A 13,950-nucleotide genomic window follows, 5' to 3' on the forward strand; every position below is an offset into this window, starting at 1 on the left:
CATCATTTTTCCATCTGTTCCATTCTTAACGCCTGATCTTCCATGATCAAAGCATCAACGACTTCTTGAAGCTTTCCTTGAAGGATCTGGTCAAGCTTTTGAATGGTCAGGCCGATGCGGTGGTCGGTAACACGATTTTGCGGGAAGTTGTACGTACGAATGCGCTCAGAACGGTCACCGGTACCTACCGCCTGCTTACGGTTCGCATCATATTCAGCTTGTACTTCACGTTGGAACTTATCGTACACGCGGGCACGAAGAACTTTCATCGCTTTTTCTTTATTTTTAATCTGTGACTTCTCATCCTGACAGGAAACAACTGTGTTTGTCGGGATATGCGTCAAACGTACAGCGGACATCGTCGTATTAACAGATTGTCCACCAGGACCGCTTGATGCGAATGTATCCACGCGGATATCCTTGTCATGGATCTCAATTTCAACCTCTTCCGCTTCAGGTAATACCGCTACTGTCGCTGTAGAAGTATGGATGCGTCCGCCGGATTCCGTCTCAGGAACACGTTGCACGCGATGTGCGCCATTTTCAAATTTCAGTTTGGAGTATGCACCCTTACCTGTGATCATGAAAATGATTTCCTTGTAACCGCCGACACCTGTGGATGCGGCTTCCATCACTTCTGTTTTCCAGCCGTGAGCCTCGGCATATCGGCTGTACATGCGGTATAGATCGCCTGCAAACAGCGCCGCCTCATCTCCACCCGCAGCCCCGCGGATTTCCATGATAACGTTCTTGTCGTCATTCGGGTCCTTCGGTAAAAGAAGGATATGTAGACGCTCTGCCAAGCTTTCTTGCTGCTCTTCAAGCTCTGAAATCTCTTCTTTTACCATCTCACGCATATCGGCATCCAATTTATCCTCAAGCATCGCTTTAGCATCATCCAACTGCTCTTTGACAGCCTTGTATTCACGGTACGCTTCCACCGTCTCTTGCATATCGGACTGCTCTTTAGAGTACTCGCGCAGCTTTTTCGTATCGCTAATGACTTCCGGATCACTCAATAGCTCCGTTAATTTCTCGTAACGCATTTCTACTGTCTGCAAACGATCAAACACGTGCATTCACCTCTATAAATGTATACAGAAAAATCTGCAATTATTTTTATATCTACAACATTCTAATTATAGTATAGGTTAGGTGGTGCGTCAAAATCAACATGACCAGGACTTACTGGAAACCTTACCACCAAAAAAAAGCCCGTTCCGAAAAGTCAGAACGAGCTTGGTTTATCTTTCTTTGATGGTCAGGTGTACATGGTAGCGGGGCATCACTTCAAGGAACTTTTCTTTTAACTTTTTATGCACTCGCTTTTTTTCCTCTTTAGAAATTCCGCTTGGAGCAATCGCAGTGACTCTTGCCGTGTCACCGGTTATGTAGACGGAGTCCGGTTCAAGGTCGCTGTTCAGTTCAATCACTTCGGCAAACTTATTTTGGTCGTCTCCATAGTCCGGACGGCTTTCCGAAAGATCGAGAAAGTTCGGGTTCTGGTTGGTGTTGTAGTCTTCACTGTCGAGGTCTCGGTCATAGAAGCCTTCTTTTTCATCATTTTTCACACCAATCAAGCGTTCCCCGTCAAAATCCTCGTCTGCTCCGAAGCGTTGTTCACCACTGCATCCACTAACAAAAAAAGAGCATATCACCAATAACAGGATTGCATGTTTCATGCAAACACCTCCTGTTTCTTAGCGTATCCTCTTTCTTCTTTTATCTTACAGACTAAATTTAGGAAATAGTTATTTTTTCAATTCTTGCAGCACAGACACTTTGTGAGGAACTTCATGATGATGACGACAGCGAGGTTCGTATGATTCCGAAGCGCCCACTAAAATGATTGGGTCATCGTAACAAGCCGGTTCTCCATTGATCAAACGTTGTGTACGACTCGCAGGGGAACCACAGACAGCGCATACCGCTTGTAGCTTTGTTACGGATTCAGCGATCGCCAATAGCTCCGGCATTTTTCCGAACGGCTCTCCACGGAAGTCCTGATCTAGTCCAGCTACAATCACACAATAGCCTCTGTTCGCCAACTCCTGCACCACTTCTACAATTTGATCATCGAAAAATTGCACTTCATCGATGCCGACAACCTCAGTCTCCGCTTGCACCTGATCCAAAATCGATTGAGAAGTCGGAACCGGCAGGGCAATGATCGAGGTACCGTTGTGGGAAACAACTGATTCATCACTATAACGGTTATCGATGGCTGGCTTAAATACTTGAATTTCCTGTTTGGCAAATTGGGAACGTCTCATGCGGCGGATCAATTCTTCGGACTTACCCGAAAACATACTGCCACAAATCGCTTCCACCCAACCGGAATGCTTCATTACATACATATACGGCCTCTCCTTTTTGATGATTTTACGTATAAAAAGTGCTTAGGGGCATCGTTCAAAAAACGACATCTAAGCACTAGTTTATGTAAATAGAAGTAAAAAAACAGGCAAGATATAGGATAACCTGCCTGTTTTACTTTATTACTTAAGGCCGTATTTTTTGTTGAAACGCTCAACACGTCCATCAGCAGCAGCATGCTTCTGACGTCCAGTGTAGAATGGGTGAGAATCAGAAGAGATCTCAACTTTGATTAGAGGGTAAGTAGTACCGTCTTCCCATTCAATAGTTTCGTTTGTTTTCATCGTAGAACCAGTGATGAATTTGAAACTAGTGTTGATGTCCATGAATACAACTTTACGGTAATTAGGATGAATTCCAGCTTTCATTCTTGTCATCTCCTTTTCGCCCTGAGTCTTTCGAAACAGAGTTATCATTCAAATGATACCAGCAATGTTTGGCCGCCATCATTTATCTTAAAAACACACTGATGAAATTATATCAACTTATGGGTTGTTTTGCAACATTACTTTTGGAGTTATATCGATAGGTATGGCAACCAATGTTTTCCTTAAAGGATAGTTGCCACTTAAACTCCGCTGTTGATTTCCGCACTGGGCTTCGCTTTCCGCGGGGCGGTGCTTGAGCCTCCTCGCTGCGCTGTGGGGTCTCAAGTCTACCGCTACCTCCCGCCGGAGTCTCCGCCCTGTGCTCCAATCAACAGCTAGAAATCACTAAAACGCACCCTTTATGAAACAAGGGTGCGCATGAATTTTATATGGTTAGCGTTTTGCCGTTCCAGCTTTTTGGTCTTCTTCGAGCATTTCAAAGAATTCGTGGTTTGTTTTGGATTGGCGAAGTCTACGCAATAGTTTTTCTGCAAAATCTGGAGAGTCGGACATCGTTTTGCGGATGGCCCATAGCTTGTCCAGATGGTCTTTCGGAATAAGAAGCTCTTCTTTACGCGTACCAGAGCGACGAATGTCGATGGCCGGGAAGATGCGGCGTTCTGCAAGTTGACGGTCTAGGTGAAGCTCCATGTTACCTGTACCTTTGAACTCCTCATAGATCACGTCATCCATACGGGAGCCTGTGTCTACAAGAGCCGTTGCAAGGATCGTCAAGCTTCCACCCTCTTCAATATTACGCGCAGCACCGAAGAAACGCTTTGGACGGTGGAATGCCGCAGGGTCGATACCACCTGAAAGTGTACGTCCACTTGGCGGGATGACTAGGTTATATGCACGCGCAAGACGCGTAATGCTATCCATCAGGATAATGACGTCACGCTTGTGCTCTACAAGGCGCAGGGCGCGCTCTAGAACTAGCTCTGCCACTTTGATGTGGTTCTCAGGCACTTCATCAAACGTGGAGCTTACAACATCTCCAGCAACGGAACGCTCGATGTCTGTTACTTCCTCAGGTCGCTCGTCAATCAGAAGGACAATTAACTCTGCTTCCGGATGGTTTGTTGTAATGCTGTTTGCGATTTCCTTAATCAACATCGTTTTACCTGCTTTAGGAGGAGCAACGATTAGTCCACGCTGACCGAAACCTACCGGCGCAATCAGGTCCATGATGCGCGTCGAAAGGTCTTTTGGCTTTGTTTCCAGCACAATTTGGCGATCTGGATATAGTGGAGTCAATGCAGGGAAATGAACACGTTCTTTTGCAGATTCCGGGTCGTCTCCGTTGACCGCTTCCACATGGAGCAGACCGTAATAGCGCTCATTCTCTTTTGGAGGGCGCACTTTACCAGAGACCTTGTCCCCATTTCGCAGGTCAAAACGGCGGATCTGTGATGCTGAGATATAGATATCCTCTGAGCTTGGTGAATAGTTGATTGGACGCAGGAAACCAAAGCCTTCCGATTGAATGACTTCTAGTACCCCTTCCATAAACAATAGACCATCTTTTTCAGCCTGAGCTTTTAAAATAGCAAAGATAAGTTCTTTTTTCGTCAGTTTGCTGTAGTAAGATACTTTATGCTGACGGGCAAATTCGTATAATTCTTTTAATTTTAAAGTTTCTAAGTGAGAAATAGTTAAATCCATAAAAAGAAAACACCACTCTATTCGTTTAATTGTTTAGTACGTTTATAATCCAAGGATAAATGTCTTTTTGTCTTCCAACACTGATTCAAGCTGAATTAAGTTCGAAGGATGGGAAATATGTTTCTAGTCGCTGCACTTTTTAAGGATGATCAATTGGAAGTGAGGACGTTTCCCTCGTGTTTGTGGGATAAACTCTCCTTATGAAGAAATTGTAGAAGAATCGCTAGGAAGATATAAGGTAGATTTTGCATAAATACTCGTAGTATTGTTTATTTTACCCACAAAATGGTCTTTTAAGCAACTATTTTCTGTAGACAAGCATTGAGTATTGCCTTTATTTTCTGGGGAATATTCTTGTATTTCCCCTAATTATGTCGAATGTGACTTGTTGTCTATTACAATATTCGGCAGGTGTGCGTTTTTTTTGAGGTTGGTATATAGGAAAACCGTAAATGGAGTGGTTCCATTTACGGTTTTATTTATGGGTTAGGATTAACTCCCTGTTGATTTACGTTCCAGGTGTCCGCTTTCCGCGGGAAGGTGCTTGAGCCTCCTCGCTTCGCTGTGGGGTCTCAAGCTACCTTTATCCCCCGCTGGAGTCTCACACCTTGCACTTCAATCAACAGGGTAAATCTGCTATTTAGGGTTTGAATACTAGGTTTGGTTTTTTCTTGATGTTGTGTTGGCCGTCGATGAAGCGGACGGTTCCGGATTTTGCTCGCATGACGACGGAGTGTGTGGTGGCGTTGGTGCCTTTGAATTGCACGCCTCGCAGTAGTTCCCCGTCTGTTACGCCTGTTGCGGCAAAAATGGCGTCATCTCCGCGGACAAGGTCTTCCATTCTTAAAACGGCGTCGATGTCCTCGATGCCCATTTTGCGGCAGCGGATTAGTTCTTCTTCGTTTTGCGGAAGTAGCTTCCCTTGAATTTCGCCTCCGAGGCATTTCAGTGCGACAGCAGCGATTACCCCTTCTGGTGCACCACCGGAACCGAACAAGATGTCGACGCCAGTGTGATCAAAGGCTGTGTTGATTGCTGCGGCAACGTCCCCATCATCAATCAACTTGATACGCGCGCCGGCCTCACGAAGCTCTGCAATGATTTTTTCATGGCGCGGTCTGTTCAAAATAACTGCCACCACGTCTTCGATTTCTTTGTTTTTCGCTTCTGCCACTGCTCTTAAGTTGTCTATTACAGAAGCGTTAATGTCTATTTTTCCGACGGCTGCAGGACCGACAGCAATTTTATCCATGTACATATCAGGAGCATGAAGCAGGTTTCCGTGATCGGCGATGGCAAGTACGGCCAGTGCGTTCCATCCTCCTGATGCAACGATGCTTGTCCCTTCCAATGGATCAACTGCCACGTCCACGCGGGGACCGTAGCCTGTTCCAAGTTTTTCGCCGATATAGAGCATAGGTGCTTCGTCCATTTCCCCTTCTCCGATCACGACTGTCCCTTTCATCGGTACTGTATCAAACACATCACGCATAGCGGAAGTCGCCGCACCGTCCGCACTGTCTTTATCTCCGCGTCCCATCCAGCGTGCAGAGGATAAAGCCGCTGCTTCTGTTACTCGAATTAATTCCATGGATAGACTTCTTTCCATTTCTTCCACTCCCTTTGCATTCTATGAATCTAGTCATTTTTTATGGTAGCCCAACAGGTTATCTGTGCAACCTGAGGCATTGTGCTATACTTTTCGATATTAGTATATCACATTTGCCGAAATTTGAAAGTGGTATCTACAAAAAAGAAGGAACCCACTCAATTCTGAGGGATTCCTTCTTTGTTTTGCTGTTTATGAGTTTTGCATCTGTTCGATTTCTTCTTCGGTTAATTTTTCGCGCCAGATAGTGGCACCTAGTCCTTCTAGCTTTTCTTCTAGGTGACTGTAGCCACGGTCAATATGCTCAAGGCCAGTGACCTCTGTCAATCCGTCAGCAAGTAAGCCAGCGATGACAAGGGCTGCTCCTGCACGCAGGTCGCTTGCTTTAACCTTGGCACCTTGCAGTTGAACCGGTCCATTGATGATGGCAGATCTGCCTTCTACCTTAATCTGTGCGTTCATGCGACGCAGTTCATCTACGTGCTTGAAACGGGCAGAATAGATGGTGTCTGTAACAATGCTCGTACCTTCTGCCTTTGTTAAAAGGGTTGTCATTGGCTGCTGAAGGTCTGTCGGGAAACCTGGATGTACAAGAGTTTTTACATCAACAGCTTTCAACTTTTCGCCAGGAACGACAAGTACTTGATCTTGGTCATTATTGATATCGATGCGCACGCCCATTTCACGAAGCTTTGCAATAAGCGGCTCCAAGTGGGTCGGGATAACATTGTCGATGATCATTTCTCCGCCTGTTGCAGCAGCCATGATCATGTATGTACCTGCTTCGATTCGGTCAGGGATGATGGTGTGTTTGCACCCGTGAAGGCTCTCCACTCCATCGATACGGATGACATCTGTACCCGCACCTTTAATTTTTGCACCCATGCTGCTTAAAAGTGTCGCGACATCAATGATTTCCGGCTCTTTTGCCGCATTCTCGATAATCGTTCTCCCTTTTGCTTTTACAGCTGCAAGCATGATGTTAATCGTAGCGCCGACACTTACCACATCAAGGTAAATGCGTGCCCCTTTTAATTCTTTTGCGCGAAGGTAGATGGCACCTTGCTCATTTGTAACTTCTGCTCCAAGCGCTTCAAAACCTTTGATATGCTGATCAATAGGTCTTGGTCCCAAATGACAGCCACCAGGCAATCCAACTACTGCTTTTTTGAAGCGTCCAAGCATCGCCCCCATTAGATAATAGGATGCGCGAAGTTTTTTCACTTTTCCACTTGGAAGTGGCATTGAGATCATTTTAGAAGGATCTACCGTTAGGTCTTCTCCCTCTAGCGATACGCTTCCGCCGATTTCTTCCAGCAGGCTGCTTAAAATCTCTACATCTGATATTTGCGGTAGCCCTTCAATTGTGACGGGTGAGTCCGCTAGAATGGTTGCAGGGATCAATGCCACTGCACTATTTTTCGCTCCACTTACACGTACCGTTCCATTTAATTGATTACCACCAAGGATTTTTAACTTTTCCATATAATTCTCCCTTCAAGGCGAGGTTGGTTTCCAAAAGTGCTATTGTCTATTATACACAATTATTACCAATCGTAAAAATTTTCGTTAGCTATTAGTTTACACGAAAACTTTCTATTCATATATGAAAATGCATCAAACTTTATCAAATCGTAATATTTGATACCATCCGACTTTATTCGACACCTCCATTTTGTCGAAAAATAGCTTAAATTAACAAAAAACCCCTGCTTATTTTTGGCAGGGGGTAATGTTGATATATTTCAGCCTTCCGCGTGCCTTTCACTGCGAACAACTAAGTTATTGTTGGCGGTTATTCCAGTCCGCTAGGAATTTTTCGATACCTTGATCTGTTAATGGGTGGTGGAAAATTTGCATCAACACTTTGTAAGGAACCGTGGCAATGTGTGCTCCTTTTAGTGCTGCCTCTGTAATGTGCATCGGATGGCGGATGGAAGCCGCGATAATTTCTGTCGGGATGTCATGGATGGCGAAAATGTCAGCAATGGTGGAAACGAGGTCCATTCCATTTTGGCCGATATCATCCAGGCGTCCAAGGAAAGGTGAAACATATGTAGCACCTGCTCTTGCTGCCATTAATGCTTGATTGGCGTTGAAAATAAGCGTCACATTCGTTTTGATGTTCAAGGCACTGAATTCTTTTACCGCTTTTAAGCCGTCTGGAGTCATCGGCACTTTCACTGTGATGTTCGGTGCGATGGCAGCAAGTGCTTTCCCCTCTTCAATCATACCTTCTGCATCAAGTGCAATTACTTCAGCACTGACAGATCCTTCTACAAATGCAGTGATTTCGCGAAGGCGGTCTTCGAATGTGATGTTTTCTTTTGCCACTAGACTTGGATTTGTCGTTACTCCTGCAAGTAATCCCAGTGCATGGGCTTCTTTGATTTCTTCAAGGTTTGCTGTGTCAATGAAAAATTTCATGTTATTCTCTCCCTTATTTTCAAATTATTGTTTGCGCTTTCATTTGGAAATCAAACAAAACCGCCGTGATATGGCGGTTCTGCATATTGGTTGCCTTGATGTTGGTTGAATGGTGTTGTCTTGTTGAAAAATTTAATTACGCTTTGTTGGCAGAACCAAATTCGCGCATTTTGCCTTTTACTGTATCTTTGATTGCGTCGCGAGCAGGTCCTAGGTATTTACGAGGATCGTACTCTTCTGTTTTAGCAGCAAGTGTTTCACGAACTGCTTTTGCAGATGCAATTTGGTTTTCTGTGTTAACGTTGATCTTCGCTGTTCCAAAAGAGATTGCTTTTTGGATGTCATGCGTAGGGATACCAGTTCCGCCGTGTAGTACTAGAGGAACGCCAGCACGGTTGTTGATGTCTTCCATCTCTTTGAAGCCAAGGTTCGGTTCGCCTTTGTAAGGACCGTGTACGGAACCTAAAGCTGGAGCTAGGCAATCAATACCTGTGCGTTTTACAAGCTCTTCACACTCTTGTGGATCCGCATAGATTACGCCATCAGCGATAACGTCATCTTCTTGTCCGCCAACTACACCAAGCTCTGCCTCAACAGATACTCCGTGGAAGTGTGCTAATTCTACAACTTTAGAAGTTGTTTCAATGTTCTCCTCAAATGGATGGTGAGAAGCATCGATCATTACAGAAGTAAATCCAGCGTGGATCGCTTTTGCACAAGACTCATAGCTAGAACCATGGTCTAAGTGAATCGCTACAGGTACAGTTACACCGTACTCTTCCATTAACGCTTTTACTAATGCTACGATTGTTTTAAAGCCACCCATATAACGAGCCGCACCTTCAGAAACACCAAGGATAACTGGTGAATTCTCCTCCTGCGCTGCTTGTAGAATTGCTTGTGTGAACTCTAGGTTGTTCAAGTTGAACTGACCTACTGCATAGCCTTCTGCATTTGCTTTTTTCAGCATTTCTGTCATGGAAACTAAAGGCATGATAACATCCTCCTTCGTATTATATTCACTCCGAAAAGTTTTTTCCTGTTTGTAAAAAATCGCACATATCAAAACTAGCTTGACCAATTGGGAAACCAGTTATGTATATGAGGATAAAAAGTGCAAAAACTTACCGGATGATTTTTATCCAGTACTTAGCATATCAACTATGTAGAAAAACGGCAACTACTGAAGTATGCCGTTTTTCAATGTAAGCGATAACACATAAAATGTTTTAATATTCAGTTATACAATTGGTATTTTACACCGATTGGCGCGGCATATTTTTACGAACCGCATCTCTAATTTCATCAATATCGAATGGTTTGGCAAAGTGTGTGATTGCTCCAAGGTCTTTCGATTCCTGGATCATATCCAATTCACCGTATGCTGTCATGATAATTACCTGGATATCAGAATTAATTGCTTTTAGTCTCTTTAAAATTTCAATTCCGTCCATACCGGGGATCTTCATGTCTAACAATACTAAGTCCGGTGAATGCTTTTCTACGATATCTAATGCTTGGTACCCGTTTGCTGCCTGAAACGTCTGATAGCCCTCTTTTTGGAATACTTCATTCAACAAGATCCGTATCCCATACTGGTCATCCACAATCAGTAATTTTTGACCCACCATAACACCCCATCTCTAAAAATAATCAATCCGTTTCCATCCACCCACCTAATTCTACTATAATAGTCTTATTTCCTCCTTTTTCGACCGGGAAATTTTTTCAGAACATGCGAGATTAAAAAAATTTCTTAAAGGGGTCAGACCCCAGCAGGACCTTCCCCCTTGACCTAGAAGGCTCCGGCCGATATGGATGGTGTCGGATTATGTAGGAAAAACGCGAACGAAAAGGGGTCAGACCCCCCTAGGATTTTTGCCACTTTTGTCATACTGCCTTTCATTATACTTGAGTTTTGGTGGTTGGGAATGAGGGGATGGGTTTTGTTGAATAATTTATGTTATAGGAGTGTGATTTGGGATGTTGAAGATTTTTACGACTCAGTTGCAGGGTGTGTTTAATCGGATTGGTTCGAGCGAGGAGTTTGCGTTTGAGGATGCTGCCAGGTTATTGGCTCAGGCAGTTGTCGGCGATGGACGCATTTATGTGCATGGAGTAAAGGAAATGAAAGCCGTGGAAGGGGAGGCGACTGATGGGGCGGAACCACTTGTGGGGGCTACACTTTTATCTGACCTGGACAGTTATCATGATCTGACCGATACGGACCGTGCCTTGATTGTGTCCCGTTTTTCCACAGATGAAGAAGCGATAAATACGGCGAAAGCATTAAAGGAACTGGGTATTGAGATTGTGGGGATTTCGACGGTGGTGGAGACTGAGGAGTCAGCTGAAAGTGCTCAAACTCTTGAGGCCTTATCCGATGTACATATTGACATGAAGCTGAAAAAACCCTTAATTCCTGGCGATGACGGGGAACGTTTTGGCTTTCCTGCCAGCATGGTAGCTTTATATGTTTATCATGGGTTAGCTTTTACTTTGAAGGAGATTTTGGAAGAGCAAGAGTAGGAGGACACATTTTTATTAGGAACTCGGCTTGAACGATGACAGAGTTCTTGTTTATTTCGTTGTTCTGTCACCGTTCAGCCCCTACGATGACAGTTTCCATGTTTCCCCCGCTATTCTGTCACCGTTCGGCCCCTACGATGACAGTTTCTATCTCTCCTCCGCTGTTCTGTCACCGTTAGGTCTTTTTGTAAGGCTGCTTTCGATAAATCATTGATAATATTAAAGGGTTTTACCCATTTTTATCGAAACAACCTTTATCGTAATTTTTCATAGGAGGTTTCGACTAGTGTATTATCAGGATTTAATCATAGAAAAAGCTACAATAGAGGACGGGCCAAACATAGTAGAATTGCTGAAGAGCCGTGCTACAGACTTAAAACGGAAGGGTTCTGAGCAGTGGAGTTTCCTTCTTACTGGTCAAGAGGATGCCGAAATTTTAGAGCTCGTGACAAAGGGTCTATTTTATAAGGTTGCACTTAAATCAGACATGCAGGATAATGCATCCCCTCCTCTCGCGGCCACCTTCATGCTGTCAGACACGCAAGAGGAATGGGATGTTCACCTGTGGGGACAAGTGGACAGCCAGGATAAGGTTTATCTACATAAGCTCGCTATCGCTCTCCAACATAAAGGCCAGGGGCTTGGGGATCACCTCGTGTACTGGATTAAGCAACATATAGAAAAGCTGGGCTATTTTAAGATTCGGTTGGATTGTGTGGCACACAGTGAAAAACTCCGGGACTTTTATGAGAAGCACGAATTCAAGCTATTAAGCATAGTCGATGGGCATTGTTTGTATGAATGGGAACCTAACAAAGCGGCAAAGGAGGTTCATGATGGATAGCGAAAAATGTGATCTAAAACCGAAAAATGGTGTAAAAGAAAAGCCTTTAGAAGTGGTTGACGGGTACACAATAAAGTACCATGCAAACGGCAAAACGATGTGGTCAAAGGGCAAAATGGCAGGAGATCAACCTGAAGGGTATTGGGAATGGTACCGTGCTGATGGAACCATCAAGCGGTCCGGTCATTTTGAAAAGGGAGAACCTGTTGGGGAATGGGTCACCTATGATAGCAAAGGTGAGAAATACAAAACCACGAATCGTGAGAAAAAATAATAAACATTAAAAAAGCTCAGAGCCATAAAAAACTCTGAGCTTTTTTCTATAAACTTATGCCATTACCTCAGCATTTTTCAAAGATGCTGCCACGAAGTCGCGGAATAGCGGTTGTGGGCGGTTTGGTCTGGAAGTGAATTCTGGGTGGAATTGGGATGCAAGGAACCATGGGTGGTCTTTGATCTCAATCACTTCTACCAGGCGGCCGTCTGGGCTTGTGCCGGAGAAGATGAATCCGTGAGCTTCCATTTGTTGACGATATTGGTTGTTGAACTCATAGCGGTGACGGTGGCGTTCGTAAACCACTTCGTCTGCGTAAGCTTTTTGTGCCAAGGAATCGTCGTTAAGCTTACAAGGGTATAATCCAAGGCGCAATGTTCCGCCAAGGTCCTCGATGTCTTTTTGCTCTGGTAAAAGGTCAATGATTGGGAATGGCGTTTCTGGGTTAAGTTCCGCAGAGTGCGCGCCTTCGTATCCAAGGACGTTACGTGCAAACTCAACAGAAGCAAGCTGCATGCCAAGGCAGATTCCGAAGAATGGTACCTTCTTCTCACGCGCATAACGGATCGCTTCGATTTTCCCTTCTACTCCACGGTCACCGAACCCACCAGGCACAAGGATTCCGTCTGCATTTTGCAATAGCTCGTCCACGTTTTCTGCTGTTACTTCTTCCGAGTTGATCCAGTTGATTTTTACATCTGCATCGTACTCGTATCCAGCATGACGCAATGCTTCCGCAACAGAAAGGTATGCATCTTGAAGCTCCACATATTTTCCGACAAGGGCGATCGTCGTTTTCTTGGAAAGGTTTTTCACTTTGTTCACAAGCGCCGTCCATTCTGTCATGTCCGCTTCGCCTTTTGTTTCAAGCTTCAAGTGGTCTACCACGATGTTGTCCATGTTTTGCGCCTGATAAGCAAGTGGTACTTCGTAAAGCGTGTCCGCATCGATGGATTCGATAACTGCCTTCTCGTCAATATCGCAGAACAAGGCAATTTTGTCCTTCATATCTTGGGAGATTGGCATCTCAGAACGCAATACGATGATGTTTGGCTGGATTCCAAGACCACGAAGCTCTTTTACACTGTGCTGTGTCGGCTTTGTTTTCAGCTCGCCAGCCACACGGATGTAAGGAACAAGCGTACAGTGGATGTACATCACGTTGTCACGACCGATGTCACTCTTGATTTGGCGGATCGCCTCAAGGTATGGAAGGGACTCGATATCCCCTACTGTTCCACCGATCTCTGTGATGACTACATCTGCATTTGTTTCGCGGCCAGCACGGAAAACGCGCTCTTTAATTTCGTTTGTGATGTGCGGGATAACCTGAACTGTTCCGCCCAAGTAATCACCGCGACGCTCTTTTTTCAGAACCGTGGAATAGATTTTCCCTGTGGTTACATTAGAAAATTTGTTTAAATTGATATCGATGAAACGCTCATAGTGACCTAAGTCCAAATCCGTTTCCGCACCGTCATCTGTCACGAATACCTCACCATGCTGGTATGGACTCATCGTACCCGGGTCCACATTGATGTATGGATCAAATTTCTGGATAGTCACGCTCAACCCGCGATTTTTTAACAATCTTCCTAGTGATGCAGCCGTAATTCCTTTACCTAGAGATGACACTACGCCACCTGTTACGAAAATATACTTTGTCATGCTGTCTCCCCCTCGAAATAGTTTTATTTGAAAATAATAATAAGTAACGGATATGCTTTTAAGAGGCATTTAACATTTTTATCATTAGTCAAAAACACGAAATTCATTTACTAAAAAATGAAGCTGCCCCCAATTTCTCAGGTACAGCATATAAATGTTTATTCACTAATAAAATAAAAAACGCCCCACT

14 protein-coding genes are annotated in these 13,950 nt (G+C 44.4%); 3 read left to right on the top strand and 11 right to left on the bottom strand.

Translation table 11 applies throughout. From position 1 onward, the window contains the following. Positions 1-2: 2 nt before the first annotated feature. From prfA to LG307_RS21010, 10 genes are all read right to left on the bottom strand, one after another. On the bottom strand, positions 3-1,073 hold the full coding sequence (gene prfA / locus LG307_RS20965) for a peptide chain release factor 1 (protein ID WP_404446161.1): 1,071 nt from the start codon (positions 1,071-1,073) through the stop codon (positions 3-5). Positions 1,074-1,244: 171 nt separating this feature from the next. After that, positions 1,245-1,682, bottom strand: coding sequence for a hypothetical protein (locus tag LG307_RS20970; protein WP_404446164.1), 438 nt, complete (start codon positions 1,680-1,682; stop codon positions 1,245-1,247). 69 nt (positions 1,683-1,751) lie between these two features. After that, positions 1,752-2,357 carry a thymidine kinase gene (locus tag LG307_RS20975; RefSeq protein WP_404446167.1) on the bottom strand — a complete coding sequence of 202 codons (606 nt, stop codon included), beginning with the start codon at positions 2,355-2,357 and terminating at the stop codon, positions 1,752-1,754. A 141-nt stretch (positions 2,358-2,498) separates the two neighbouring features. Continuing rightward, a complete protein-coding gene (locus LG307_RS20980) occupies positions 2,499-2,744 on the bottom strand; it encodes a type B 50S ribosomal protein L31 (RefSeq protein ID WP_204413054.1) in 246 nt (81 codons plus the stop codon). A 393-nt stretch (positions 2,745-3,137) separates the two neighbouring features. Continuing rightward, the gene (rho, locus tag LG307_RS20985; RefSeq protein ID WP_404446169.1) at positions 3,138-4,409 is read right to left on the bottom strand and encodes a transcription termination factor Rho; all 1,272 of its coding nucleotides are present in this window, start codon (positions 4,407-4,409) and stop codon (positions 3,138-3,140) included. 640 nt (positions 4,410-5,049) lie between these two features. Continuing rightward, positions 5,050-6,018: a class II fructose-bisphosphatase gene (glpX, locus tag LG307_RS20990; RefSeq protein WP_404446172.1), complete on the bottom strand. Its 969-nt coding sequence runs from the start codon at positions 6,016-6,018 to the stop codon at positions 5,050-5,052. A gap of 192 nt (positions 6,019-6,210) precedes the next feature. Beyond that, positions 6,211-7,503: a UDP-N-acetylglucosamine 1-carboxyvinyltransferase gene (locus tag LG307_RS20995; RefSeq protein WP_404446174.1), complete on the bottom strand. Its 1,293-nt coding sequence runs from the start codon at positions 7,501-7,503 to the stop codon at positions 6,211-6,213. Positions 7,504-7,800: 297 nt separating this feature from the next. Next, positions 7,801-8,445: a fructose-6-phosphate aldolase gene (fsa, locus tag LG307_RS21000; RefSeq protein ID WP_404446177.1), complete on the bottom strand. Its 645-nt coding sequence runs from the start codon at positions 8,443-8,445 to the stop codon at positions 7,801-7,803. Positions 8,446-8,581: 136 nt separating this feature from the next. Then, positions 8,582-9,439 (bottom strand): class II fructose-bisphosphate aldolase, encoded by an 858-nt coding sequence (locus LG307_RS21005; RefSeq protein WP_063559255.1) that lies wholly within the window; start codon positions 9,437-9,439, stop codon positions 8,582-8,584. 262 nt (positions 9,440-9,701) lie between these two features. After that, entirely contained in the window at positions 9,702-10,076 is a 375-nt protein-coding gene (locus LG307_RS21010) for a response regulator (protein ID WP_010197444.1), read from the bottom strand. A gap of 352 nt (positions 10,077-10,428) precedes the next feature. Here LG307_RS21010 and LG307_RS21015 point away from each other — a divergent pair, with 352 nt between their 5' ends. From LG307_RS21015 to LG307_RS21025, 3 genes are all read left to right on the top strand, one after another. Continuing rightward, on the top strand, positions 10,429-10,974 hold the full coding sequence (locus tag LG307_RS21015) for a DUF2529 domain-containing protein (RefSeq protein ID WP_404446180.1): 546 nt from the start codon (positions 10,429-10,431) through the stop codon (positions 10,972-10,974). Between the two features lie 286 nt (positions 10,975-11,260). After that, positions 11,261-11,818 carry a GNAT family N-acetyltransferase gene (locus LG307_RS21020; RefSeq protein WP_404446183.1) on the top strand — a complete coding sequence of 186 codons (558 nt, stop codon included), beginning with the start codon at positions 11,261-11,263 and terminating at the stop codon, positions 11,816-11,818. Further along, on the top strand, positions 11,808-12,092 hold the full coding sequence (locus LG307_RS21025; RefSeq protein ID WP_404446186.1) for a hypothetical protein: 285 nt from the start codon (positions 11,808-11,810) through the stop codon (positions 12,090-12,092). Before LG307_RS21020 ends, LG307_RS21025 begins: the two co-directional genes overlap by 11 nt. Before the next feature lie 54 nt (positions 12,093-12,146). Here LG307_RS21025 and LG307_RS21030 read toward each other — a convergent pair whose 3' ends face one another. Then, the gene (locus LG307_RS21030) at positions 12,147-13,760 is read right to left on the bottom strand and encodes a CTP synthase (RefSeq protein WP_404446189.1); all 1,614 of its coding nucleotides are present in this window, start codon (positions 13,758-13,760) and stop codon (positions 12,147-12,149) included. Positions 13,761-13,950: the final 190 nt, after the last annotated feature.

The organism is Sutcliffiella horikoshii (assembly GCF_044809035.1).
GTDB lineage: Bacteria > Bacillota > Bacilli > Bacillales > Bacillaceae_I > Sutcliffiella_A > Sutcliffiella_A horikoshii_G.